This window comes from Streptomyces sp. NPDC059567, assembly GCF_042735655.1.
Taxonomy (GTDB): Bacteria; Actinomycetota; Actinomycetes; order Streptomycetales; family Streptomycetaceae; genus Streptomyces.
The window spans coordinates 23,851-49,122 of the sequence record NZ_JBHWBS010000019.1 but is presented as its reverse complement, the minus strand read 5'-3'; the positions used below and the strand labels follow the sequence as shown (position 1 = coordinate 49,122).

Annotated in this window: 20 protein-coding genes; 9 read left to right on the top strand and 11 right to left on the bottom strand. The window is 69.5% G+C overall.

Annotated elements, in window-relative coordinates:
* Window positions 1–69 precede the first annotated feature (69 nt).
* The 3 genes from glgP to ACFVZW_RS12185 all read right to left on the bottom strand — a co-directional run bounded on the left by glgP (window position 70) and on the right by ACFVZW_RS12185 (window position 5,392).
* Complete coding sequence (gene glgP / locus ACFVZW_RS12195) at window positions 70–2,670, bottom strand: alpha-glucan family phosphorylase (protein ID WP_384520051.1); 2,601 nt, start codon at window positions 2,668–2,670, stop codon at window positions 70–72.
* A 182-nt stretch (window positions 2,671–2,852) separates the two neighbouring features.
* Window positions 2,853–4,127, bottom strand: a complete 1,275-nt coding sequence (locus ACFVZW_RS12190; protein ID WP_384520104.1) for an FAD-dependent monooxygenase — start codon at window positions 4,125–4,127, stop codon at window positions 2,853–2,855.
* 80 nt (window positions 4,128–4,207) lie between these two features.
* Window positions 4,208–5,392 carry a monodechloroaminopyrrolnitrin synthase PrnB family protein gene (locus ACFVZW_RS12185; protein ID WP_384520049.1) on the bottom strand — a complete coding sequence of 395 codons (1,185 nt, stop codon included), beginning with the start codon at window positions 5,390–5,392 and terminating at the stop codon, window positions 4,208–4,210.
* 142 nt (window positions 5,393–5,534) lie between these two features.
* Here ACFVZW_RS12185 and ACFVZW_RS12180 point away from each other — a divergent pair, with 142 nt between their 5' ends.
* Complete coding sequence (locus tag ACFVZW_RS12180; RefSeq protein ID WP_384520048.1) at window positions 5,535–5,780, top strand: hypothetical protein; 246 nt, start codon at window positions 5,535–5,537, stop codon at window positions 5,778–5,780.
* Window positions 5,781–5,800: 20 nt separating this feature from the next.
* Here ACFVZW_RS12180 and ACFVZW_RS12175 read toward each other — a convergent pair whose 3' ends face one another.
* Entirely contained in the window at window positions 5,801–7,213 is a 1,413-nt protein-coding gene (locus tag ACFVZW_RS12175; RefSeq protein WP_384520047.1) for a 4-hydroxyphenylacetate 3-hydroxylase family protein, read from the bottom strand.
* Window positions 7,214–7,379: 166 nt separating this feature from the next.
* On the bottom strand, window positions 7,380–7,631 hold the full coding sequence (locus ACFVZW_RS12170) for a GntR family transcriptional regulator (protein WP_384520103.1): 252 nt from the start codon (window positions 7,629–7,631) through the stop codon (window positions 7,380–7,382).
* A gap of 360 nt (window positions 7,632–7,991) precedes the next feature.
* Here ACFVZW_RS12170 and ACFVZW_RS12165 point away from each other — a divergent pair, with 360 nt between their 5' ends.
* Together ACFVZW_RS12165 and ACFVZW_RS12160 are read left to right on the top strand one after the other, a co-directional pair.
* A complete protein-coding gene (locus tag ACFVZW_RS12165; RefSeq protein WP_384520045.1) occupies window positions 7,992–8,123 on the top strand; it encodes a hypothetical protein in 132 nt (43 codons plus the stop codon).
* A complete protein-coding gene (locus tag ACFVZW_RS12160; RefSeq protein ID WP_384520044.1) occupies window positions 8,123–8,443 on the top strand; it encodes a hypothetical protein in 321 nt (106 codons plus the stop codon). Before ACFVZW_RS12165 ends, ACFVZW_RS12160 begins: the two co-directional genes overlap by 1 nt.
* Before the next feature lie 288 nt (window positions 8,444–8,731).
* Here ACFVZW_RS12160 and ACFVZW_RS12155 read toward each other — a convergent pair whose 3' ends face one another.
* Entirely contained in the window at window positions 8,732–9,253 is a 522-nt protein-coding gene (locus tag ACFVZW_RS12155; RefSeq protein ID WP_384520042.1) for an SMI1/KNR4 family protein, read from the bottom strand.
* A 112-nt stretch (window positions 9,254–9,365) separates the two neighbouring features.
* Window positions 9,366–9,887, bottom strand: coding sequence for a hypothetical protein (locus ACFVZW_RS12150; RefSeq protein ID WP_384520040.1), 522 nt, complete (start codon window positions 9,885–9,887; stop codon window positions 9,366–9,368).
* Between the two features lie 418 nt (window positions 9,888–10,305).
* Here ACFVZW_RS12150 and ACFVZW_RS12145 point away from each other — a divergent pair, with 418 nt between their 5' ends.
* Window positions 10,306–10,572, top strand: a complete 267-nt coding sequence (locus ACFVZW_RS12145) for a hypothetical protein (protein WP_384520038.1) — start codon at window positions 10,306–10,308, stop codon at window positions 10,570–10,572.
* 304 nt (window positions 10,573–10,876) lie between these two features.
* Here ACFVZW_RS12145 and ACFVZW_RS12140 read toward each other — a convergent pair whose 3' ends face one another.
* From ACFVZW_RS12140 to ACFVZW_RS12125, 4 genes are all read right to left on the bottom strand, one after another.
* Window positions 10,877–11,761: an IS3 family transposase gene (locus ACFVZW_RS12140; protein WP_384520036.1), complete on the bottom strand. Its 885-nt coding sequence runs from the start codon at window positions 11,759–11,761 to the stop codon at window positions 10,877–10,879.
* A complete protein-coding gene (locus ACFVZW_RS12135) occupies window positions 11,758–12,063 on the bottom strand; it encodes a transposase (RefSeq protein ID WP_384520034.1) in 306 nt (101 codons plus the stop codon). The genes ACFVZW_RS12140 and ACFVZW_RS12135 overlap by 4 nt, the downstream gene beginning before the upstream one ends.
* Before the next feature lie 52 nt (window positions 12,064–12,115).
* Complete coding sequence (locus tag ACFVZW_RS12130; protein ID WP_384520032.1) at window positions 12,116–14,494, bottom strand: DNRLRE domain-containing protein; 2,379 nt, start codon at window positions 14,492–14,494, stop codon at window positions 12,116–12,118.
* 591 nt (window positions 14,495–15,085) lie between these two features.
* On the bottom strand, window positions 15,086–16,063 hold the full coding sequence (locus ACFVZW_RS12125) for an AraC family transcriptional regulator (RefSeq protein ID WP_384520030.1): 978 nt from the start codon (window positions 16,061–16,063) through the stop codon (window positions 15,086–15,088).
* Between the two features lie 116 nt (window positions 16,064–16,179).
* Here ACFVZW_RS12125 and ACFVZW_RS12120 point away from each other — a divergent pair, with 116 nt between their 5' ends.
* The 5 genes from ACFVZW_RS12120 to glgB all read left to right on the top strand — a co-directional run bounded on the left by ACFVZW_RS12120 (window position 16,180) and on the right by glgB (window position 25,272).
* The gene (locus ACFVZW_RS12120; protein WP_384520029.1) at window positions 16,180–17,121 is read left to right on the top strand and encodes an SDR family oxidoreductase; all 942 of its coding nucleotides are present in this window, start codon (window positions 16,180–16,182) and stop codon (window positions 17,119–17,121) included.
* 370 nt (window positions 17,122–17,491) lie between these two features.
* A complete protein-coding gene (locus ACFVZW_RS12115; protein WP_384520027.1) occupies window positions 17,492–19,477 on the top strand; it encodes an alpha-1,4-glucan--maltose-1-phosphate maltosyltransferase in 1,986 nt (661 codons plus the stop codon).
* Entirely contained in the window at window positions 19,474–21,192 is a 1,719-nt protein-coding gene (treS, locus tag ACFVZW_RS12110) for a maltose alpha-D-glucosyltransferase (RefSeq protein ID WP_384520025.1), read from the top strand. Before ACFVZW_RS12115 ends, treS begins: the two co-directional genes overlap by 4 nt.
* A 265-nt stretch (window positions 21,193–21,457) precedes the next feature.
* A complete protein-coding gene (locus tag ACFVZW_RS12105) occupies window positions 21,458–22,810 on the top strand; it encodes a phosphotransferase (RefSeq protein ID WP_384520024.1) in 1,353 nt (450 codons plus the stop codon).
* Between the two features lie 182 nt (window positions 22,811–22,992).
* Window positions 22,993–25,272 carry a 1,4-alpha-glucan branching enzyme gene (gene glgB / locus ACFVZW_RS12100; RefSeq protein ID WP_384520022.1) on the top strand — a complete coding sequence of 760 codons (2,280 nt, stop codon included), beginning with the start codon at window positions 22,993–22,995 and terminating at the stop codon, window positions 25,270–25,272.

Here is a 25,272-nt window from a genome sequence, read left to right as displayed (position 1 = left end):
ATGAACTCCGCGTCGAGCGTGGAACCTAGAGGCCGCCCATGGACACGTCAAGACCTTGGTCCATACCAGTCAGCGCAGCAGAACGCCCGCCCCCTCCCCCGTCGTCTCCGTCGGCAGGGCCACCAGACCCAGCTCCGCCGGCGAGGCGAGCAACGGATGGGAGGGCAGCACCCGGACCGTGCAGCCGAAGGGGCCGGTACGGTCCAGGACGAGCGAACCCTCGTACGGCACCCGGCCCTCCAGGTCCGGGCCGCCCGCGGGCTTCAGCGCACACACCCGGGTGTCGACGAGCGCGTCGTCGGGGGTGACCCGACCGGCGACCGCCTGGACCTCCACGTCGTCCGGGCGCAGTTCGCCGAGCGCCACCCGGACCCGTACCGCCGTCGTCGCACCGAGCTCCGCGTCGGCCAGGTCCTCGCCGACCTCGCCGATCTCGACGTGGTCGAGGGCGACCTTGGGCCAGGCGCCGCGCACCCGCCCCTTCCAGTCGGCCAGGTCCCCGGCGGTACGCGCCGGGAGGGCCCGGTGGGCCAGGGCCGCGGGGGCGTACAGCTTCTCCACGTACTCGCGCACCATCCGGTCGGCGAGCACCTTCGGGCCGAGGTCGCCCAGCGTCCTGCGGACCATCTCCGTCCACCGGGCCGGCACCCCGTCCGCGCCCCGGTCGTAGAAGCGCGGGGCGACACGCCGCTCGATCAGCTCGTAGAGCGCGGCCGCCTCCAGGTCGTCACGGCGCTCCTCGTCCTGCGCCGCCGCCCCGTCGGCAGTGGGGATCGCCCAGCCGAAGTCGGGCTCGAACCACTCGTCCCACCAGCCGTCCAGGACCGACAGGTTGAGACAGCCGTTCAGGGCGGCCTTCATCCCGCTGGTCCCGCAGGCCTCCAGGGGGCGCAGCGGATTGTTGAGCCAGACGTCGCAGCCCGGGTACAGCTTGCGGGCCATGGCCATGCCGTAGTCGGGCAGGAAGACGATCCGGTGCCGCACCCGCGGGTCGTCGGCGAACCGCACCAGCTCCTGCACCAGCCGCTTGCCGCCGTGGTCGGCCGGGTGGGCCTTGCCCGCGACGACGAGCTGCACCGGCCGCTCCGGGTGCAGGAGCAGGGCCCGCAGCCGGTCGGGGTCGCGCAGCATCAGCGTGAGCCGCTTGTACGAGGGGACCCGGCGCGCGAAGCCGATGGTGAGCACGTCGGGGTCGAGGACGGAGTCCGTCCAGCCGAGCTCGGCGGCCGCGGCGCACCGCTGCCGCCAGGAGGCCCGCAGCCGTTCCCGTACCTCGGTCACGAGCTGTTCGCGCAGGGTCCTGCGCAGCTCCCACAGCTCCCGGTCGTCGGCCCCCGCCGAACAGCGGCCGACCTCGGGCGCGGTCCACGTCGGCGCGTGGACCCCGTTGGTGATCGAGCCGATCGGCACCTCCTGCGGGTCGAAGCCGGGCCACAGACCGGCGAACATCCCGCGGCTGACGGCACCGTGGAGGGTGGAGACGCCGTTGGCGCGCTGAGCGAGCCGCAGGCCCATGGCGGCCATGTTGAAGAGCCCGTGCTCGCCACCGAGCGGGGTCTCGTCGCCGAGGGCGAGGATGCGGCCCACGTCGACGCCGGGCAGCTCGCCGTCCTCGCCGAGGTGGCGGGCGACGAGACCGCGCTCGAAGCGGTCGATGCCGGCGGGGACGGGCGTGTGGGTGGTGAAGACCGTTCCCGCGCGGACGGTCTCCAGGGCCGCGTCGAAGTCGAGTCCCTCGCCCGCCAGTTCGCGGATGCGTTCGAGGCCGAGGAAGCCGGCGTGGCCCTCGTTGGTGTGGAACACCTCGGGCGCGGGGGTGCCGGTGAGCCGGCAGTACGTGCGGACGGCGCGGACGCCGCCGATGCCGAGGAGCATCTCCTGGAGCAGCCGGTGCTCGCTGCCGCCGCCGTACAGCCGGTCGGTGACCTCGCGTTCGGCGGGCGCGTTCTCCTCGACGTCGGAGTCGAGCATCAGCAGCGGGACCCGGCCGACCTGCGCCGTCCAGATGTGGGCGTGCAGACTGCGGCCGCCGGGCAGGGCGAGGGTGACCCGGGCGGGCGTGCCGTCGTTCTCGCGGAGCAGTGCGACGGGCAGCTCGCCGGGGTCGAGGACGGGGTAGTGCTCCTGCTGCCAGCCCTCGCGGGAGAGGGACTGCCGGAAGTAGCCGTGCCGGTAGAGCAGACCGACGCCGACGAGGGGGACGCCGAGGTCGCTGGCGGCCTTGAGGTGGTCGCCGGCCAGGATGCCGAGGCCGCCGGAGTACTGCGGCAGGGCGGCGGTGACTCCGAACTCGGGTGAGAAGTACGCGACGGAGGCGGGCAGCCCGCCGTTCTGCTCCTGGTACCAGCGGGGGGCGTGCAGATAGTGGTCGAGGTCCTCGGCGGCGGCGCGCAGCCGGGCCAGGAAGTCCTGGTCGGCGGCGAGTACGGCGAGGCGGTCGGCGGAGACGGAGCTGAGCAGCTGAACCGGGTCGACGTCCTCGCCGCAGCGGACCCCCGGCCGACCGGCGCGGTCGGTGTCGTCGGGGGAGGCGGTGACGGGGTCGAGGGAGTCGAAGAGTTCACGGGTGGGCTCGTGCCAGGACCAGCGCAGGTTGCGCGCCAGTTCGGTGAGGGGTCGAAGGGTGTCGGGGAGGACGGGACGCACGGTGAATCGACGGATTGCCTTCACGCGTTCCACCTTCGCAGGGGAGTACGGAGCGGAGCGGACGCACCACGCTGTGCAGCCGACTGAGCATCCCCCTGACGGTAGGCCACCTCGCCCTCCCGGACCACGGCGCGCGGGGGTCGCGCGCCGTGGCACGGGCGCTGGCGCGGTGTCGGGGGAGCGCGCGGTGCCGGGGCGGCGCGATGTCAGGGCAGCGCGCCGAGCGGCACGGTGTAGGGCGATCCCTGGTTGACGGCGGTCGGTTCGCAGGCGCCGGTGGCCGCATAGCGGGCGGCGATCGCGGCCAGCTCGGCGGCGGGGATCACCTCGTGGATGTCGGTGAACCCGTGCGGGGCCCGCTGGTGCGCCAGATCGATGACGACCTCGGGGCCGAGCCGCCGGTTGGCGAGCTGGAGTGCGGTGGTGGCGGGCCTGCGGTCGCGCTCGTACGCGGCGAGGGCCTTCGCCGGATCACGGTGGAGGGCGAGGGCGTGGGCGAGGGCCCGGGCGTCGACGACGGACTGGGTGGCACCGTTGGAGCCGATCGGGTACATCGCGTGGGCCGCGTCGCCGATCAGGGTGGTGCGGCCGTGACTCCACCGGTCGAGGGGTTCGCGGTCGACCATCGGGTACTCGTGGGCGGTGTCGGCGGTCCTCAGCACCTCGGGCACGCTGACGCCGTCGAACTCCCACCCCTCGTAATGGTGCAGGAACGTTTCTACAGGGACGGGACGGTTCCAGTCCCCCCGACACTCCTCGTCCGTGGCGTCGGCGGGCCGGGCGAGCGCCCAGTTCACCACGACGTCGTTCCCCGACCGGAGCATCGGATAGACCACGGCCTTCTGCCGGTCGTCCCCCGCGATGAACATGAACGAGCCGACGGCGCGGGCCGGCATCCGCGAGACGCCGCGCCACACCAGCTGCCCGTTCCACGGCGGGCTGCCCTCACCCGGGTTCAGCGCGGCCCTGACGGCGGAGCGGATGCCGTCCGCGCCGACGAGCACATCCGGTTCCAGAGAGGCCCTGCCGCGCCGGGCGCCGTCGCGGTGCTCCAGCTGGACGCGGGGACGGCCGTCGGGCAGCGGCTCCACCCGGGTGACCCGGACCCCGGTGACCAGGGCGGCCGCGCCGAGCCGTTCCCGTACCGCCTCGGCGAGGACCCGCTGGAGGTGGGCACGGTGGATCGAGAGCTGCGGCCAGCGGTAGCCGGCTCCGAGCCCGCGCGGCTCGCGGGAGATCAGACCGCCGGAACGGTGGTAGTAGCGCAGTTCGCGGGTCCGCAGGGCACCGGCTTCGAGGCGCGGGAGCAGCCCGAGCGCGTCGAGCTCGCGGACGGCGGGCGGCAGGAGGTTGAGACCGGCGCCGACCGGACGGCTCTCCCTGGCGGACTCGACGACGGTGACACGGTCGAATCCGGCGGCATGCAGGGCAAGGGCCGTGGTGAGCCCGGCGATGCCGCCTCCGGCGACGACGACGTGCAGAAGCCCGCTGCCGGGCAGATCGCGCCCGCCGTCCGGCAGGAAGGGCTCGTACGGGCTGCCGTGGATCACCGGGCCCTCCCTCAACACGACGAGCCGCCGGAACGGGCACCGGACGCTCGGCCGGGGCGGCTGCCCGAGCGGCCGAGGGCCGCGCGGCCCGGGCGGGCTCCGGTCGCGTGGCGCGCCATCGTCTCGTTGTCCCGGGTCAGTTCGAGGATCGAGCGCAGCAGGGTGATCGGGGCGCCGCCGCTCCCCTCGTCGTAGAGCCGCAGGTCGTCCGCGTACGCCTTGCGGGCGACGCACAGGTGGCGGGCCCGGAAGGTCTTGAGGATGCGGAGCACCCGGCCGAGGGCGTGCGCGGAGGCGGCCAGTTGCGGGGGCAGCCGCTCGACGCTCTCCCAGCTGACGGCCGCGGAGAGCTTGCTGACGGCGGAGACGCCGTCGGCGTGCCGGGCGTGGAAGTCCCGCCAGGACGGCAGGCCGTACTGCAGGGAGCCGGCGAGGAACGCGTCGTAGGCCGGGTTCGAGCGGTCGCACTGCCAGAGCGTCAGATCGACCAGCCAGAGCGGGACCTGGGCGGCGGCGGGGCCGAGGTAGTCGCGTCCCGCGACGTCGACCTCCTCGAAGTAGGGGCGCAGGGTGAGCGCGAAGAACTCCGGGCTGACATGGGCGGCCGTGTGGTCGACGGAGTCGACCATCGCCTGGAGGTGCCGGCCCATGCGGTCGAGGGCGCCGGCGAACCCGGGGTCGTACGGTTCGAGCCGGGCGAGCCGGGAGCAGGTGTCGAGGGCGGCCACGAGACCGGGGAAGACCATCCGGACGGCCTCCTGGAGATGGGCCTCCATGGGGTGGCCGGTGTACGTCCGCCGACGGGGGCCCGACGGGTTCCAGGTCGTGTAGTGGTGCACGGTGTCGCGGGGCACCATGTCGGTGCGGCGGCCGAGGAGTTCGAGCACGGGGAGGACTTCGGGGACGGCGGCCACGGGCTGGATGCCGTGGCGTTTGAGCGAGCCGAGCAGGATGCCGAGGTCGCGCATGGCGGCGAGCGCGTCGACGACGCTCCACTCGGCGGCCAGGTCGGGGTCGGGGACGAGGGTGCGCAGGGCCACCGTGAGCGCGGGCCCGTCGGCTTCGCCGTTCATCGCGGGTAACGCGGCGAGGACGGCGTCGGCGCCGAGAGGGTCGGCGGCGCGTATGTCGGCTAAGCAGTAGCGAGGGTCGCCGAGTTCGTCGAGTCGGGGGGCTACAAGGTCGTACAGGGCCAACGGAATGCCCCTTCCGGTCGGGGCGCGTTCGCCTCGGGGGCACGCGTCGAACGGCCGCGCTCCCCTTCGGCTCACTCGCCGGGGTCTACGTGGTCACCGTGGTTCGGCCACTCGCCCGCGGCGTGGCGGCGCCGGGGTGGGCATGGGCAGGCGCAAGCGTACGGAGATCGACGTGGCGACGGCGGCGAACGCCCCTCCGACGAGCAGAGCGGCCCGGAAGCCGTCGGTCCGGGCGGCCGCGGTGGCTGATTCGGTACGGGTGGTGGCGACGGCCACGAGGACGGCGAGGGCCGAGGACCGAGCCGGACTGCCGACTCGTGTCGGCCGACCCGGAGGCGAGTCCGGTCTCTTCGGGGGCGGCCCCGGCCGTCGCGACCGCGTCGGGTGAATCGGCCGCCTGGGGCCCTGTCACCGGACGGTCCCCAGGTCGTACCCGTCCAGACAGGCCTGGGCCAGGCCCTCGCAGTGGTCCGCGGCTCCCGCCCAGGTCTGCATGGTCAGAGAGACGTGCGGGGCGCCGTGGTAGAAGCGCTCGTACTGCTCGTGCCGGCCGGCGAACTCCGAACCGAGCGCGTCCCAGACGAGCTTGAGGAGCTTGATGCGGTCCTCGGCGGGATGTCCGGGTGTACGGAAGTACTGCCGTACGAGTCCCCCCAGCTCGGGGTGGAGCAGGTCGCGGCCGCTCGCCGGGGTCTGGACGAGCGCGCCGCCCGCGAGCAGCTTGATGTCCTGGACGGCCCGGGGGTACAGCTCGCCGGCCATGATGCGCTGCGCGAAGGAGATGTCCCGCCCCGGCCGCACCCCGCCCCGTCCGCCGTCGACCGGCTCCCACGACGCCTCGGCGGCCAGCACGAAGGCCTTGGCCTGCGCGACCATCCCGAGCAGCCGCCCGATCGCCTGGGTGACGGCCGGCAGCGTGTCCGTGCCGTTCGACCGGGCGATCAGGATGGCGAGTCCGGTGAGGAACTCCAGCTTGGTCCAGAAGCGGGTGGCGGACTGGTGCACGAGGTTCAGATAGGCGGGGGTGTCCCACCACATCGCGGCGGTCGCGACGGGATCGCGGTAGGTCAGCACGCGCTCCCACGGCACGAAGACGTCGTCGCAGACGAGCAGCGCGTCGTTCTCGTCGTAGCGGGAGGAGAGCGGCTGGTCGAAGACGGACCGGGCCTGCCCTTCGTACGAGACCCGCGAGATGAGCTTGAGCCCGGGTGTGTCCACCCGTAAGGAGAACGTCAGCGCACGGTCGAAGTCCCCGGCGGCGAGCGGCTCGATGGTCCCGACCAGGATCTCGTCGGCGAAGACGGCGCCGGTGCCGATGGTCTTGGCGCCGCGCACGACGATCCCGTCTGCGCGGTCCTCGACGACCCGCACGCTCTCGCCGGCCGGGTTCGTGAGCGTGAACGCGCAGTGCAGCCCGCCCTCGGCGAGCCGCCGGTGGTACGCGAGCGCGTTCTCGGCCCCGCCGAAACACTCGGTGTCGAACACCTCGGGCGCGGCGGCGAACCCGGCGGCGCCGGAGGCCATGTAGTCGGGTGTCCGCCCCAGGAACCCGTGACTCGCCTCGGCCCACACCTTGTACGCCCCTCGCCGCGCGACCAGGTCCTCGTACGACCGGGGCACGGCGTAAGCGCGGTGCACCCCGCCCTGAACGAGCGCGGGGGCGTGCGGCGAGTCGTGGGCGAGGTCGAAGAGCCGGGCGAAGGAGGCGGCGGTGGCCCGGAAGGCGGGATGCGTGGTGACATCCTTGATCCGCTCCCCGTCGAGCCAGACCTCCCGCCCGTCGCGCAGCGCCTCCAGATACTCCTGCCCGGACCTCGTCACGTCAGCCTCGCCTCTCCTCGCGAACCACGACCGCACCCGTAGGGCGGGCACCGTCCCGAGCCTTCATCGCGAGGCCGGTGGGAGGCAATGAACGTCCGTCCAGCGCTCCTTAAGAACCGTCCAGCCAACTCCCGTTCACGAGGGGTTCGCGGACTTCGGAGGCGCGCTACCCGGTGGGGCTGCCGCCCTCGGGCGACTTCGCGACGAACGACCCCAGGCCGGGCTCGGTGTAGATCAGCCCCTCCTCGCGGAGCGCGCGGTGCACTTTCTGGCCGGTGGCGCCGGCGATGCCGAACTCCTCCTGGAGCTGGATCACCGAGGGAATACGCGTCCCGGCTGCGTACGTGCCATCGGCTACGCGCTGCCGGAGCACGGCGGCAACCTGGCGCCATCGGGGCTGGTCGGGGGCAAATTCCATCACGATCGCCACGCTAGGCAGACCATCGCACGTCAGGCGAGAGATCCCATACCTAGTATGCTATAGCTCACTGGTGTACGCTCCCCAGCACAGAGGAACCCCGGCGAGGTGGCTAGACCTCCCGGGGCACGGCCGATCCGAATGGAGCAGACCGACGTGAAAGACCTTATCCGCGCCCTCATCCTTTGGGCGAGGCTGCTGCTCGCACCGAGTCCCAGCGACCGGCATCAACCACGCACGTCCGCATTCCGCCCCGCGCAGCCCACGGCTGCCACGCCCCAGCCCCTGGGTCGGGCGCGCCCTTCCACTACCCGCTCCCCGTACGGGCTCGACGAGCCGCTGGACGCCGACGAAACGGCCATGGTCCGGCCATACCTCCTCGCACACGAACGACGGGCGCGCCAACTCCAGCGACGGCTCACCCTGGTACTGGCTGCGGACTTCGGCATCGACCTGGACACACGGGACATGCACGGGCTGGGGGTGGCCTGATGGAGGACGCATGCGAGGTGTGCGGTACGGCCGAAGGCCCGTTGATCACGGTCACGACGACCGGCAACGGCAGGCACCAGATCTGCCACCGGTGCTCAGCCACCACCCCACCACCCAGCCCCCGCAAACCGGTCCGCATGTGCGTCCGCTGCGCGCGGGTCACCACAACCCCGATCACCGTCTCCGAGGTCCACCAGGCCTCCGGCCCAGGCTTCAACGTCTACGCCTGCCCCACCTGCGCACCACACTTCCCTCCCCTGCCGGACGCGCTCGACCTGCTCACAACCGGCTGGCGCAGACGGGAAGGAGACGAGCAGTGATCACCGGCAGTCGCCGCTGCCCCGGACGCCTCGACCGGCGAGCCCCCGCCCGGCAGGCTCGGGTCCTCGCCTGCCTGAACCCTCACGGCAGAGCACTTACCGAAGTCCTCGTACAAACCGGTGGCACTGGTCTCAGTAGCCCTTGAAGTACTGACCGCGGGCGAACCCTGCGATTGCACGCACACTTTCACCTCTTCGGTGATCTGGGGTTGATAGTCCCGACCGGCTGCCTCGACTGCGAGGAACCGACCTTTCATCGCCGCCTGCATTGCAACTTAAAGTAGCCCTCTACTCACTCATTGCACTTATGGGCTCGAATGAGGGTTCCCCATAAATCACGGGTAGGAAAATTTCACCATTTAGCGCCTGCCACAGGAAGTCCGTGAAGGATAGGTCGAAAACGGCCCACTCGCCCATTTCGACCACGATTCCCCACTGGCCCGATTCGGGACCAGGAGGAGAAAGGAAGAGATGATTCCCCCCGTATGATCGCCCAATAGCAATACACCCCCCATCATCAGGATGGATGGGATAGGGGTACAGCTCTGGACTCCGCTCCCTGAGCATCGAGTAAGCCGAATGTGCGGACTTCATCAGGACTTCGAGCCTCAGGCCATCAACGGGGTCACCCTTGGGGTGAAACAGCAGCATTTGATCGTTTAGACACCCCGCTCCATAGGCCGAAATGAACTCCTTATAGTCCTCTGGAAGCTCAACTTCAATGCGCGCCTCCAGGTCAGACCAGTCTCGATTGGAATCACCGTTAACGAGGGGATTCCCCAAGAGCCTACGGAACCGCGAGAGGTCCACCACTACTCCTCTGCCTGCAACTTACACCGCCGGTCGGCCTGTTATATACGGTGCAATCCGAGCCCCACCATTCCCCACAGCGTACATATAAATTCGACTGGGTACTGCTGGGCTAATAGTTGAGCGATTCGATTGGATCATAACTTGCCGGGTCACTCATGTACTTCAGCAGGACATAAAAGTCATCGAAGAACAGACTGTCTCCCTCACCCGCCCACCAGAACCGTGGGCTAATCCCTAGGCCGAAATCCGCCATGAAGATCGCCTCGCTAGCATCCCGACTGAACGCTACAGGGAAGAGTGAAACACCGTCCGGAATACCCACATCTCCTGGTACACCAATATCCACCAGGTCCGCGAGATAGACTGCCGCCTCTCCACCGAGACCGCCCGGTTCCCAGTCATGACACCCAAGAATGACAACCGAGAATCCATCCATTCCATCGGTGACTCGAAGAAAGTCTCGATACGAGGGCTCAAGAGGCTCTCCGATACGGCGCTCCAGCTCCCCCAGCTCACGACCTTGAGCAGGTGGATGCACAGCCGGAATCGATGACATCCCCATGGGGGAATCGGCGAAATACTGCCTCGCCGCCTTTATGAACACCTGAGACACAAGCTCCTGCATTCTCACAGCCCACTCCTCACGGACGCGAAATCTGACAGATTCCGTACGCACCTCGACTAACCGAGCCTGAAACTCGCTCAGTCGTGTAGGTACTCGGGTTTCCCCGCACCCCAGCATAGTAGAAGCCGGTAGGGCGGTAACCGACTGGGTACTTGTTCGCGTACGAACCGACTTGCCTGTTCACATCTTTGTCCTGCTGGTGCCAGCAGTATGGACTCCACTTACCGGACCAGGTGGTGTCCGGCAGGTGCCCCGGAGATTTTCCGGCGTACTCGTAGGGAGTTCCATCCAGCTCCTTCTTATGTAGTTGTACATACTGCCTCGCAGCTTCATCTAGGGTGACCCCGCTCCCCATAAATTCCCTCTTAGGCGATACGCGACCAGTTGGCGACCAGTACTCCGGGATCGCGTTCAGGGCCGCAACGTGATCCTTAAGCTCCTCAATCTGCCCGGGGGTGGCCGCTGTCGGCGCCCTGAAGCACACCGGACCCGACATTCCACGGTCTACGACGCGCTTCTTGCCAAGAGATTCCGTACAGTCAACGCCGTTACTGCGATCGCTGTTGTCTCCACCGGACGGGCCCGACTGACCTTCCAGCGCATCAACAACGTGTTCGGGAGTGAGCGGCTGCATGGCCTCCACCACAGCGCGATCGATGACGTCGCCGACCTGGTTGGCGTACTGCTGTGACTGCTGCTGTATGCGGGCTGTATTGATCTGAGGCTTCGGCGCCGGCCGCGAGGGTGCCGGTCTCGGGTTCTTCCCGGTGTTCGGGTTCTTGGGCTCTACATTTCGAGGAGGACGCGTGGTACCCGGGTTCGGCGTCTTTCCCTGACTTCCGGATGGGTTCATTCCGCGGCCGGTGGTCGGTGGCTTCGTGCTAGTCCCACCGCAGGTACCGCGGTACGAGCAACCTCTCGCAGTCGTACTCGGGGTCGTCGACTTCGGGGTCTTCGGCTGATGAAGTGACCCCTCGGGTCCCGACACTTCCGTTTTATGCCGCGAGGTCCAGCCGTTGATGGCAGCGGACCCTCGCCTGGTACGGCGTGATGTAGCCGATGGTCGAGTGGATCCGCTCCCGGTTGTAATGTTCCGCGATCCACCGGAAAACGTCCTGCCGAGCCTGCGCCCGGGTTTCCCAGACGGTCGTGCCGATCTCTGCTTTCAGGACGGCGAAGAAGCTCTCCGCGGCGGCGTTGTCGAAGCACGAACCGGTGCGTCCGGCGCTCTGCCGGATATCCAACTCCGCCAGTAGGGCGCGGAATTGATGGGACGTGTATTGCGACCCGCGATCCGAGTGAAAGATCGCGTTTCCTGCCGTGTGTCCACCCGCATGGGCCATCCGGATGGCGTCTGCGACCAGTTCGGTGCGCATGTGGTCGGCCATCGACCAGCCCACGACCTCCCGCGTGCACAGATCGATCACCGTCGCCAGATACAGCCATCCCTCGGCCGTCGGCAGGCAGGTGATGTCCCCGACGAATTTCAGACCCGGCAGCGGCGCGGTGAAGTCCCGCAGAATCAGATCCGGCGCCGGCGGCGCCGTGCGGTCCCGTCTCGTCAGCGACCGCGACTTCCGTCGCGTTATCCCGACGATCTCACGCTCCCGCATGATCCGAGCGACACGCTTGCGGTTCACCACGTGCCCCTGGTCCCGGAGTTTCCGGGTGATCCGCAGGGCCCCGTAGGCTCCCCGGGAATCGGTGTGGATCGCCCGGATACGGCAGGCCAGGCCCTCTTCCGCATCGGCCTTCTCCTGCCGCGCCTCCTTGTTCTGGTGCCAGGCGTAGTAGCCGGAGCGGTCCCATCCGAGAACGTCACACATCCGCTTCACCCTGTGGGCGTTCCGGTGCTCGTCGACGAAACGGAAGCGGATCACCGTGTCGTCTCCCGTGCGAAATAAGCGGCGGCCTTCCGGAGGATCTCGTTGTCCTCCTTCAGCCGGGCGTTCTCCCGCCGCAGGCGCTTGAGCTCTTCCTTCTCGTCAGGGGTCATGCCGGCGTCACCCCCGCCGTCCGCCGTCTGGGCGCGGGTCCGGTCCTCGCGGACCCACTTGCGCAGGGTCTCCAGATGGATGCCCAGGCCGTGAGCGATGTCGGTGAGGGAACGGTCCGGCGAGGAACGCACCAGGTCCACCGCGTCACGCTTGAACTCTTCGGGGTAGTTCTTCCGCTTTGCCACCTTGGATCACTTCCCCTGGATGACGAAACATCCAGTGCCCAGGTGTCGGAATTTAGGGGGTCACTCCACCTCCGCCCGTCTCCTTCTTGAGGACACCGATCGAGCCCGATGGCGCGGCGTAGCTGCCATCGATGTTGCGGCCGAAGCGGACCTGAGCTCCGCTCGACAGCGTGATGAGGACGCTGCCGTTGCCCTCCTCTACGGCATGCATGTCCCAGCGGGTAGCCCAACCCGTACCGAAGGAACTCTTCTGGCGCGGGTCCTGGGAGTTGTAGGTGCGGGTTACGGAGAGTTCGGGACCCAGCGTGGAGACGGCGGCGTCCGTGGCGGAGGTGGTGTAGTTCCCGGACCGTTCACCGAAGCCCGCACTGCCGTCGGATCCGGCGAGGTGGCCGGTGATCGGAGGCTGCGGAACCTGTGTCGTCAGCAGGGACGGCATCGGCAGAGCGGACGTGGCGGTTCCGTCATAGGCGTAGCCGTACCACGCATAAGTCTTGGCCCACGAAAGCCATCCCGCGGGAACAATCCACTGAGCCGCGCCCAGCGGGCCCTTCCTGCAGTTCTTGCGATTGTTGTTGCCCTCCACCTCGCAGACCTCGAACTGGTACTGCAAAGCCTTCGGGTGACGGTCTCTGTCTGTGCCGGAGGCCCACAGAGTGGGCGTCAGAGTGTCGACTACCACTCCGCTGGCCGGCGCAAGGCCGGTGAGAGTCGGCGGGATGTTCAATGCGGAGATCTTGAGAGCCGCCGTGGGTATGCCCGCGTTGGCGAAGTTGGAGACGTTGTTCTCCTTCATCGTCCATGCGAGCGTGTACGTGCCGGGAGTCAGTGGCGCGATCTTGGCATCGACAGTGACGCTGGCTCCCGGAGGAACGTCTTTCGGCATGGGCGACCAGCGGATCTTCGCAATGTCGGGGATTTCCTTGCCCGTCGCGTCATACAGAACGTAGCCCAACAGGTACTTGCCGTTCTTGAGCCAAGTCTCCTGCCCCCTATTGGTGACAGTGGCCTTGAGGGTGCCTTCGGTGGTGGCGGTCATCGGCGTGACAAGTGAACCGAGCTGGAAGGTGGCTCCGTACTTGGTCCAGGTGACGTCCAGCGACGGCTTGCCGCTCGGGTAGTCGTCAGAACCGAAGTTCTTCCACCCATAGGAATCAGTGGTCGACGCCTTCACGGCAAGGCCGTAGTTCTTCTTGCGCCCGTGAGTCCAGTCGTCAACAAGCTGACGCCCCGCCGACCCCAGGTTGATGGCTTCCCATGCGCCGCCGCCGCATGGGTACGCCGTCTGCCCATCAGGGCGCCAGCCGTGGGCGAAGCTCTTCGACGCAAGCGCCGGACCGGTCGCCGGGCCCGGGTAGGTCGACGTCGTCGATTCCGACCAGTTGGAGGTGACCGGGTGGATCGTGACCGGCTTTTTGGTGCACGAGTAAGACCAGGTGTTGTACAGGGCGAGGTTGGCGCCCAGGACCCAGGCGTTCTTCAGCGTGTTCTCGACGCCGGCGAAGTGAAGAAATCCGGCCGCCTTGTGGCCACCCGCGTCGTAGGTGCCGACCTTGATGTTGGTGTCGCCCGCGAAGTTCACGTTGTACGGGGACTGGACGTACGTACCGGAGGATGAGGTGACCGCCGTCGTCGTGACGACGGTCGGATCGACCTTGACGGGGAACACACGGTTCGAATCGCGCAGCCACTCGACGTCGAGGGAGACCTTCAGCGCCTGGCCACCGTCGACATCGATGAGTTCGTATCCGACGCCGTTGGAGATCTCGCCCTGGTTGGAGTTCGGGGCGAGGTCGGAGTCTTCCATCCAACCAGTCGGGATCCGCGCACGTACCGCACCCGAGGTATCGGGGAAGACCACGGCGCCCGTTGTGTCGAGGCGTGCGGTCACTCCGTCCAGGTGCAGGGGGAAGACCCACTCCGTCGGCGCGTTCGCGCTGTTGAGGACCAGAACTTCCTTGACGGACGTACCACCGGCCACGAACCGGACGTCCGCATCGGGCCGCACAGCGCGGTAGGTGATCGTGCTCTCCTCGGCCTCGCCCGGCACATGGGCGGCGCCCTGCAGGGCGAAGCCGACCGAAGCCCCTGCACCAACGTTCAGGGAGACCAGCGGAGCGCCGTCACCATGGCCGGCAAACGTGGTCTCGGTATCTCCCGCGGTGATGCTCCAGCCGTCGCTGGAAGTGCTCGCCGCCCGACCAAGCCGGCCACTGTGAGGAAGCGGCTTGAGCGTCGTGTCGATCTCATTCCAGTTTCCGCTTTGGTCTTGGAAGTTGACCGGCTCATCGAAGAATCGCGTGGTGAGCGTTCCGTCCGCGTTCTGGAACGTGCGGGCCGTACGCTCGCGTTCAGCGACCACCTCGCGACTCGTCTCGGGATCGAACCCCTGGGGCTCTGCAGATTCGACCGAGACGGGGGTCGCACTCACGGGAGGAACACTCACCGTGGGCGAACCAATGACCGACGTAGAGCCTCCCGCGTCGGGCGGCAGCTCCCCTTGCGCGGGCCGATGGCCCCCTCGCCCGCCGGGTGCCTCTGCCGATGTCTGTCCTCCCGCTGACCTGTGCGAACGCCCAGCGGCCGATCCCCAGCGCTGATCCGGAGCATCTGCCGCAAGAACAGGTGTCTGCTCGAAGGTCTGTGCGGCGACCGCCCCTTCAGAGCCGACAAGGCTCGCCATGACAAAGGCGACAGCAAAAGACACAGGCCGCACGAAACGCACGGAGCCCCCCTCAGAGCACGATCAAGAGAGGCGCAGTACATCCGTGAATGGAGGCAGCGAGCAAGATATGTGGCTATTTCGTGATCACCAAGTGAAGATCGTCACGCCGCATTCCTCTCCAACGGCCAGAAAGCCACACCAGCCATTGCGCTTGGGTGAATCGCTTCCGGTTGACGTACTCATTGGTCTGTGGGCGCTACCTCGGTCAGCACTCGTACGAACGACTGTCCGACAAAAGGAAGCTGAGCTCTGCGTGGCCCGAGGGCGACAACCACGTTGTCGCCCCGGCCCCCGTCCTCACGCCGCCCGTTCCGCCCCCGTCCGGTGCTCACCCGGTGTCACCCCGAACCACTTGCGGAACGCCAGGTGGAAGCCGACCGCGCTCTGGTAGCCCACCCGCGCCGGGACCGCCGACTGGGGGACCGAGGTCTCCGTGAGGAGGCGGGCCGCCTCCTGCATGCGGCGGCTGGTGAGGTGGCGGGCCGGAGACTCGCCGACCAGGGCGCGGAAGGCGGCCGTGAAGGCGGAGCGGGACATGCCGACCTCCCGGGCGAGGGAGTCGATCGTCCACGGTTCGGCGAAGCGTGTGGCGATCACCACCAGGGCGCGGCTGATGCCCGGGTGGCGGAGCATCGGCAGTGACGTCGGATTGTCGGCGAGTTCGCGCAGGAGCGGGCGCAGGGCGAGGACCAACGCCATCTCGAACGCGCGCAGGGTGATCAGCCGGTCCCCCGGGCCCACGGGGCGGTCGGGTGAGGCCAGGAGACGGAGGGTGTCGCGGAGCAGCGGTTCACGGTCGACCTGGGCGCCGTCGAGGACGAGGGCCCAGGGCAGCGAGGTGTAGAGGCCCGTCGCCGCGCTGAGGTCGTAGTGGAGTCCGGCGCACAGCAGCCGGCTCTCCGGGCCCGTGCCGTCGATGACGATCTCGCCGGACGTGCCCGGCCGGCGCTCGGGCAGCACGGCCTTGAGGGGTACCCCCTTGCGGTCCGGCCGGTCGGCCAGCCGGTGGGCCGTGCCGGTCGGGAAGACGATCAGGTCGCCTGCGCGCAGCTCCAGCGGCGGCCGGCCCTCGCCGGTGATCCAGCACCCGCCCTCGACGATGTAGTGCAGCACGGCGCAGCTCTGTTCGGCGTCCCCCTCGATGGCCCAGGGCGCGCGGACGTGCCAGCGGCTGTCGAAGACGCCGGTGAGGCGGAGCGGTTGGAGCAGCTCGCTCAGGAGGTCGTCGTGCTCGCCCCCGTGCCGGTCGTCACGGTCGGTTCCCACCATGTCCATGGACGATCCTTCAACTTCCGCCCCGGTTTGTTAATTGAACGGACGAAGCCGCCGCCGCCAGCCTGAGAGAGCCGTCACGGCAACAGCGACAGCCTATCGAAGGGCCTCGACCACACATGTCCAGTGAGATACCGATGCGGGTGGCGGTCGTGGGAGCGACCGGCTTCCAGGGCGGCGCGGTGGCACGTCTGCTCGACGAGCGGCACCACCGGGTGCGCACGCTCACCCGCCGCCCCGCGGCCGACCGCCCGCCGCTGCCCGGCGCCTCCTTCGTCGCCGGGGACCTGGCGCGCGCGGAGGACGTCCGGCGGCTCTTCGAGGGGACGACCCATGCCGTGGTGACGCTGCCGCTGGTCTACGAGCCGGAGCGGGTACGGCTGTACGCCCGCAACATCGCCCTCGCGGCCCTGGACGCCGGTGTCGTGCGCCTGGTCCTCAACGCCAACACCCGTGTCCCGCAGGGCCCGACGACAGTGCCCGCGTTCGAGACCCGGCGGTTCGCCGAGGAGGTGCTGCGCGACAGCGGCGTGCCGCTGGTCGTCGTACGGCCTCCGGTCTATCTGGACAACCTCTTCTCGCCGTGGAACGGCCCGGCCCTCGTCGACGAGGGCGTCCTCGCCTATCCGCTGCCCCCGTCCACGCCGACGGCGTGGCTGTCGCACCGGGACCTGGCGGAGGCCGTGTACGCGGCGCTGACCGTGGACGGCCTCGACGGCCGCACCTTCGACATCGGCGGGACGCACTCGCTGACCGGCGCGGAGCTGGCGGCCGCGTTCGGCCGCGGGCTCGGCCGGACGGTGCAGTACGTCCAGCTCCCGCCCGCGGTCTTCCAGCGCGGCCTGACCCGGCTCCTCGGCGCGGAGACGGCCGCCGGCGTCGCCGGGATCTACCACTACATGGCGACGGGCGCCGACCCGCTGCTCCTCGCGGCCGACGACGGTGTCTCGGCCGAGGTCCTCGGGGTGCGCGCGACGCCGGTGGACGAGTGGGTGACCCGTCAGCCGTGGCAGGTGTGGGCCGGCGACGCGGAGGAGCAGTCGCCGTCCGCGCAGGGTTGATCGCGACGGAACGGGCGACGCGATCGAGACGTCCGACGGCGCTCGTCCCGCCCCCGATCAACACGGCGCGTCGACAGGCCCCATCCGTACGCCCGTTCGTGAACCGGCCCCGTCCCACAAGGACGGGGCCGGAATCTTGTGGGTGCCGTGTGCTTGTCCGTACGCCTACGTCCTAGTAGTTAACAAAGCGCCGGATTGGCCACCGGAAGTCGGTGGAAGGCTCCCCCGGTACACCCCCGTAGACCCGCCATCCGAGTGAACGCGGACAGGAGCGGCCATGCCCGCAACCCGCCAGCCGTCGACGGAGCTACAAAGAGCGCACCACCACCCGCACCCCCGTAAACCCTCAGGTGATGCTGTGAATCCGCTCATGGGACGTATTCCCGTACTGGACGTCCGCCCGCTGGTCGACTGCGGCCGCCGCCCCGCGAAGGCGGTGGCCGGTGAGACCTTCGAGGTGACGGCCACCGTCTTCCGCGAGGGCCACGACGCCGTCGCCGCCAACGTCGTGCTGCGTCGCCCGTCAGGACGGCCCGGCCCCTGGATCCCGATGCGTGAACTGGCCCCCGGTACCGACCGGTGGGGTGCCGAGGTCACACCGGACGTCGAGGGCCGGTGGACGTACACGGTCGAAGCGTGGAGCGACCCCCTCGCCACCTGGCGGCATGCCGCCAAAATCAAGATCCCGGCGGGGATCGACTCCGAACTCGTCCTCGCCGAGGGCGCCGAGCTCCACGAGCGGGCGGCGAAGGGCGTCCCGAAGAAGGGCGGTGGCCGCGAGGCCGTGCTGGCGGCCGCGGACGCCCTGCGCGACGAGAACCGGTCCACCGCCGCCCGGCTCGCGGCGGCGCTCGCCCCGCGGGTGACGGAGGCCCTGGACCGGCACCCGCTGCGCGAACTGGTCAGCTCCTCGCCCGCGTTGCACCTCCAGGTGGAGCGCGAGCGGGCGCTGTTCGGCTCCTGGTACGAGTTCTTCCCGCGCTCGGAGGGCGTGAAGAAGGTCCGCGGCAGGACGGTCCCGGGGACCTTCCGTACCGCGGCGAAGCGGCTTCCGGCCATTGCCGCGATGGGGTTCGACGTCGTCTATCTCCCGCCCATCCACCCCATCGGCACCACCCACCGCAAGGGCCCCAACAACGCACTCTCGGCGAGCCCGAACGACGTCGGGGTCCCGTGGGCGATCGGCTCGCCCGAGGGCGGTCACGACGCGGTCCACCCGGACCTGGGCACGATCGAGGACTTCGACGCCTTCGTGGCGCGCGCCCGCGAGCTGCGCCTGGAGATCGCGCTGGACTTCGCGCTCCAGTGCTCCCCGGACCACCCGTGGGTGGAGAAGCACCCGGAGTGGTTCCACCACCGCCCGGACGGCTCGATCGCCTACGCCGAGAACCCGCCGAAGAAGTACCAGGACATCTATCCCGTGGCGTTCGACAAGGACATGGACGGCATCGTCGCCGAGACGGTGCGGGTCCTGCGGCACTGGATGGACCACGGGGTACGGATCTTCCGCGTCGACAACCCGCACACGAAGCCCGTGGTGTTCTGGGAGCGGGTGATCGGCGAGATCAACCGGGCCGACCCGGACGTGATCTTCCTGGCGGAGGCGTTCACCCGGCCCGCGATGATGCGCACGCTCGGCGCGATCGGCTTCCAGCAGTCGTACACGTACTTCACCTGGCGCAACACCAAGGCGGAGCTGACGGAGTACCTCACGGAGCTGTCCGGGGACGTGGCGGCGCAGATGCGGCCGAACTTCTTCGTGAACACCCCCGACATCCTGCATGCCTACCTCCAGCAGGGCGGCCGGCCGGCCTTCGAGGTGCGCGCGGTGCTCGCCGCCACCCTCTCGCCCACCTGGGGCGTGTACGCCGGCTACGAGCTCTGCGAGGGCACGCCGCTGCGGGACGGCAGCGAGGAGTACCTCGACTCGGAGAAGTACCAACTGCGGCCCCGGGACTGGGAGTCGGCCGAGCGCTCGGGAGCCTCGATCGCCCCGCTCATCACCACGCTCAACCGGGTCAGGCGCCGTCATCCGGCCCTGCGCCGACTGCGGAACCTGACCTTCCACACGACGGACAACGACGCGGTGATCGCGTACAGCAAGCGGTCGGGCTCGAACACCGTTCTGGTGGTCGCCAACCTCGATCCTCACCACACCCAGGAGGCCACGGTCTCGTTGAACATGCCGGAACTCGGCCTCGACTGGCCCGAGACCGTTCCGGTGCGCGACGAGCTCACCGGAGAGACCTATCACTGGGGCAGGGCCAACTATGTGCGCCTCGAGCCGGGCATCACGCCCGCGCACATCCTCACCCTGCGACCGTCCCCGCAGACCGGAGGGTCACCCACATCATGACTGTCAACGAACCCGTCCCCGACACGTTCGAGGACACGCCCGCCAAGGACCGTGACCCGGACTGGTTCAAGAGGGCCGTGTTCTACGAAGTGCTCGTCAGGTCCTTCCAGGACAGCAACGGGGACGGCGTAGGCGATCTCAAGGGCATCACGTCCAAGCTGGACTATCTGCAGTGGCTGGGCGTCGACTGCCTCTGGCTGCCGCCGTTCTTCAAGTCCCCGCTGCGGGACGGCGGCTATGACGTCGCCGACTACACCTCGGTGCTGCCGGAGTTCGGCGATCTCGCCGACTTCGTGGAGTTCGTGGACGCGGCGCACCAGCGCGGGATGCGCGTGATCATCGACTTCGTCATGAACCACACGAGCGACCAGCACCCGTGGTTCCTGGAGTCGCGCGCCAACCCCGACGGGCCGTACGGCGACTACTACGTCTGGGCCGACGACGACAAGCAGTTCCCGGACGCCCGGATCATCTTCGTGGACACGGAGACGTCGAACTGGACCTTCGATCCGGTGCGCAAGCAGTACTACTGGCACCGCTTCTTCTCGCACCAGCCGGATCTCAACTACGAGAACCCGGCCGTGCAGGAGGAGATCCTCTCGGCGCTGAAGTTCTGGCTGGACCTCGGCATCGACGGCTTCCGGCTGGACGCCGTGCCGTACCTGTACCAGCAGGAGGGGACCAACTGCGAGAACCTCCCCGCCACCCACGCCTTCCTCAAGCAGGTCCGCAAGGAGATCGACGACCACTACCCGGACACCGTGCTGCTCGCCGAGGCGAACCAGTGGCCCGAGGACGTGGTCGACTACTTCGGGGACTTCGCCTCGGGCGGCGACGAGTGCCACATGGCGTTCCACTTCCCGGTGATGCCACGGATCTTCATGGCGGTACGGCGCGAGTCGCGCCACCCGGTCTCCGAGATCCTGGCCAAGACCCCGGCGATCCCGGCCCACTGCCAGTGGGGCATCTTCCTGCGCAACCACGACGAGCTGACGCTCGAGATGGTCACGGACGAAGAGCGCGACTACATGTACGCGGAGTACGCCAAGGATCCCCGGATGCGGGCCAACATCGGCATCCGGCGGCGGCTGGCCCCGCTGCTCGACAACGACCGCAAGCAGATGGAGCTGTTCACCGCGCTGCTCTTCTCGCTGCCCGGTTCGCCGGTGCTGTACTACGGCGACGAGATCGGGATGGGCGACAACATCTGGCTGGGCGACCGGGACGGGGTGCGGACCCCGATGCAGTGGACGCCGGACCGGAACGCGGGCTTCTCCTCCTGCGACCCGGGCCGGCTCACCCTGCCGGCCATCATGGACCCGGTCCACGGCTACCAGGTCACCAATGTCGAGTCGGGGATGGCCTCGCCGTCCTCGCTGCTGCACTGGACGAAGCGGATGATCGAGATCCGTAAGCAGAACCGGGCCTTCGGACTCGGCTCGTACACGGAACTGCCCTCGTCCAATCCGGCGGTGCTCGCCTTCCTCCGGGAGGACGGCGACGATCTGGTGCTCTGCGTGAACAACTTCTCGCGGTTCGCGCAGCCGACGGAGCTGGACCTGCGGCAGTTCGACGGGATGAGCCCGGTCGAGCTGATCGGCCAGGTGCGGTTCCCCGCGATCGGACAGTGGCCGTACCTGCTCACCCTGGCGGGTCACGGCTTCTACTGGTTCCGCCTGAAGGCCCGGTCGGCCACGAACCGACCGAACCACTGACGGACGAACCGACCGAAGATCCGACCGAAGAACGGCCAACTGCCCGGGGTGGAGCGGGTTTCCCCCGCGCCACCCTGGGCACTGTGTCCCACACACGGTCGATTCAGGTCCATACGGGCCTTCTTGTCGGGCCCGTACGGATCTTCCCCTCCCGACACGTCCCGCACATCCGGACAGTCGAAGCCGCCATCCGGGACACTTTGCGCATTTGAACTCGATTCACACGAACTCGAATCTGCGCCCCCCGGGGAAAGGACGCGATGCCATGCCGGAGACCGCATCCACCACCCGGGCCCCGGCCGCCCTCCTCCCGTCACTCGCTCCCCTGCTCCATGAATGGCTGCCCCGGCAGCGCTGGTTCGCGGGCAAGGGCCGCCGGGTCATCGGATTCACGCTGGAAGCGGCCACCGAGCTGCTGCCGCTGGACGGCGCGGGACCCGGGCTGCTGCACCTGCTCGTACGGGTGGAACAGCCGGGCCGCCCGGCCGGTACGCCCGCCGACTGCTATCAACTGCTCCTGGGCGTACGGACCCAGCTGCCGCCCCGCCTCGCCCCCGCCCTGATCGGGCGGATCCGGCAGGGACCGCTGGCCGGCCGGGCGGTCTACGAAGGGCTGCGCGATCCGCGGCTCGCCGGGCTGCTCTACGAACGGCTGCGCACACCGGGCCGGATCGGCCCGCTCGGCTTCCACCGCACGGTCGATCTGCCGCCCTCGCTCGCGCCCCGGATGCTGGACGCCGAGCAGTCCAACTCCTCGCTCGTGTACGGCGATGCGTACATCCTGAAGATCTTCCGCCGGGTCAGCCCCGGCGCCAACCCCGACCTGGAGCTGCCGCTCGCGCTCGCGCGCGCGGGCTGCTCGCGGGTGCCGGCGCCGGTGGCCTGGTTCGAGTCGGGCGCCAGCACGCTCGGCGTCCTCCAGCCGTATCTACGGGACTCCCGGGACGGCTGGCGACTCGCCCTCGACGCGCTGGCGGACGGACGGGAGTTCACCGACGAGGCGCACGCCCTGGGCCGGGCCACGGCCGAGGTGCACCTCGCGCTGGCGACGGCGCTGCCGACCGAGCGGCTGCACCGGACGCAGACGGAGCACCTGGCCGGGGAGATGGACCAGCGACTGCACGCGGCGGCGCAGGCGGTCCCCGCGCTGCTTCCGTACGTCCCCGGGCTGCGCGCCGTCTTCGCGGCGGCGGGCGGCGCGGTCGGCTCCGGTCTGCTCCAGCGGGTCCACGGCGATCTGCACCTCGGGCAGACGCTGCGGGCCGCGGACGACGGCGGCTGGACGGTGATCGACTTCGAGGGCGAGCCCGCGAAGCCGCTCGCCGAGCGGTGCCGTCCGCAGCCGGCGGTCCGCGATGTCGCGGGGATGCTCCGCTCCTTCGACTACGCGGCGCGCACACACCGCCCGTGGAACGCCGAGTGGGCGGCCCGCTGCCGCGCGGCCTACTGCACCGGCTACGCCGAGGCGTCGGGCACGGACCCGCGCACGGACCCGGCGCTGCTGCGGGCCTACGAGACGGACAAGGCGGTCTACGAGGTCGTCTACGAGGCCCGCCACCGGCCGGACTGGCTCCCGGTCCCCATGTCCGCGATCGAACGCCTGGCGGGAGCGGAGTGAAGGGGCCCATCCCGGTTGACCGCCGCCCCGCGCCCGCGCCGGAGCCGTCGACCCGCGCACGGCGTGCCGCGGGGCCCATTCGGCCGAGTGTCCTGTGCGGGCCCCGCGCCGTTGCGGTTGCGTGGGAACCGGCGCATCTCCCCCACCCCATCCTTCGACCCCCCCTTGCAGGAGGCATCCCCGTGACCGCCCGATCCGCTCGAAAGACGGCAGTGCCCCCGGCGAAGACGCCCGCGCCCCGGGCGGCCCAGGATCCCGTACGGAAGGTGCGGAAGGCGCCGCCACTCGACGCGGGGGACCGGGCGCGGCTGCTCGCCGGGGAGCACCACGACCCGCACGCCCACCTCGGCGCCCACCCCGTCCGCGGCGGCGTCGCGATCCGGGTCCTGCGCCCGTACGCCCGTGAGGTCGCCGTCCTCGCCAAGGGGAAGCGCACCACCCTGCACGACGAAGGGGACGGCTTCTTCTCCGGGATCCTGCCGCTGCTCCGCAAGGTCCCCGAGTACGAGCTGCGCGTGCGCTACGACGGCGACGAGCTCGCCGTCCACGACCCGTACCGCTTCCTGCCCTCCCTCGGCGACCTCGACCTCCACCTCATCGGCGAGGGCCGGCACGAGGAGCTGTGGAAGGCGCTCGGGTCGCGGATCACGACCCACCAGGGGGTGACCGGCACCCGCTTCACGGTCTGGGCGCCCAACGCCCGCGGCGTCCGCGTCACCGGCGAGTTCAACCACTGGGACGGCACCGGTCTGCCGATGCGCTCCCTCGGCGCGACCGGCGTCTGGGAGCTGTTCGTGCCCGGGATCGGCGAGGGCGCGGTCTACAAGTACGACATCACCCGCCCCGACGGCTCCCACACGCTCCGCGCCGACCCGATGGCCCGCCGCACCGAGTGCCCCCCGAACACCGCCTCGATCGTCACCGACTCGTACCACGAGTGGAGCGACGGCCGGTGGATGGCGAGCCGCGGCGCCCGCCCGCACCACGAGGCGCCGCTCTCGGTCTACGAGGTCCACCTGCCCTCCTGGCGCCCGGGTCTGACGTACCGGCAGCTCGCCGAGCAGCTGCCCGACTACGTCCGCGATCTCGGCTTCACGCACGTGGAGTTCATGGCCGTCGCCGAGCACCCCTTCAGCGGTTCCTGGGGCTACCAGGTCACCGGCTTCTACGCGCCGACCGCCCGCATGGGCACCCCCGACGACTTCAAGTACCTGATCGACGCCCTGCACCGGGCCGGGATCGGCGTGCTGATGGACTGGGTGCCCGCGCACTTCCCGCGCGACGACTGGGCGCTGGCGGAGTTCGACGGCCGGCCGCTGTACGAGCACGAGGACCCGCGCCGCTCCGCGCACCCCGACTGGGGCACGCTGGAGTTCGACTACGGCCGCAAGGAGGTACGGAACTTCCTGGTCGCCAACGCGGTGTACTGGTGCGAGGAGTTCCACCTCGACGGTCTGCGGGTGGACGCGGTCGCCTCGATGCTCTACCTCGACTACTCGCGCGAGCACGGCGAGTGGCTGCCGAACGAGTTCGGCGGGCGGGAGAACCCGGACGCGGTCGCCTTCCTCCAGGAGATGAACGCGACGGTGTACCGGCGCTGCCCGGGGATCATCACCTTCGCCGAGGAGTCGACGGCCTGGGACGGTGTCACCCGGGCGACGGACCAGGTCGGCCCCGGCGGCTTCGGCGGTCTCGGCTTCGGCATGAAGTGGAACATGGGCTGGATGCACGACTCCCTCGGCTACGTCGAGAAGGAGCCGGTGCACCGCAAGTACCACCACAACGAGATGACGTTCTCGATGGTGTACGCGTACAGCGAGAACTACATCCTGCCGATCTCCCACGACGAGGTCGTGCACGGCAAGCAGGCCCTGGTCTCGAAGATGCCCGGCGACTGGTGGCAGCAGCGCGCCAACCACCGGGCGTACCTCGGCTTCATGTGGGCCCATCCGGGCAAGCAACTCCTCTTCATGGGACAGGAGTTCGCCCAGGGTGCGGAGTGGTCCGCCGAGCACGGCCCGGACTGGTGGCTGCTCGACCCGTCGTACGGCGCGGAGGCGGACCACCGGGGCGTACGGGACCTGGTGCGCGACCTGAACACCGTGTACGGGGCGACCCCGGCGCTGTGGGAGCGGGACACCGTCCCGGAGGGCTTCCAGTGGGTGGTGGGCGACGCGGCCGAGGACAACGTCTTCGCGTTCCTCCGCTACGACGCCGAGGGCTCGCCGCTGCTCGCGGTCTGCAACTTCTCCCCCGTCGTGCGGCACGACTTCCGGCTCGGGGTCCCGGACGCGTTCGCGGCCTGGGCGGAGGTCCTGAACACGGACGCGGCGCGGTACGGCGGTGGCGACGTGGTGAGCACCGACCCGGTGAAGACCGAGTCGGTGCCGTCCCACGGCCGTTCGGCCAGCGTGCGGATGACGCTGCCGCCTCTGGCGACGGTCTGGCTCAGGCCCGCCTGA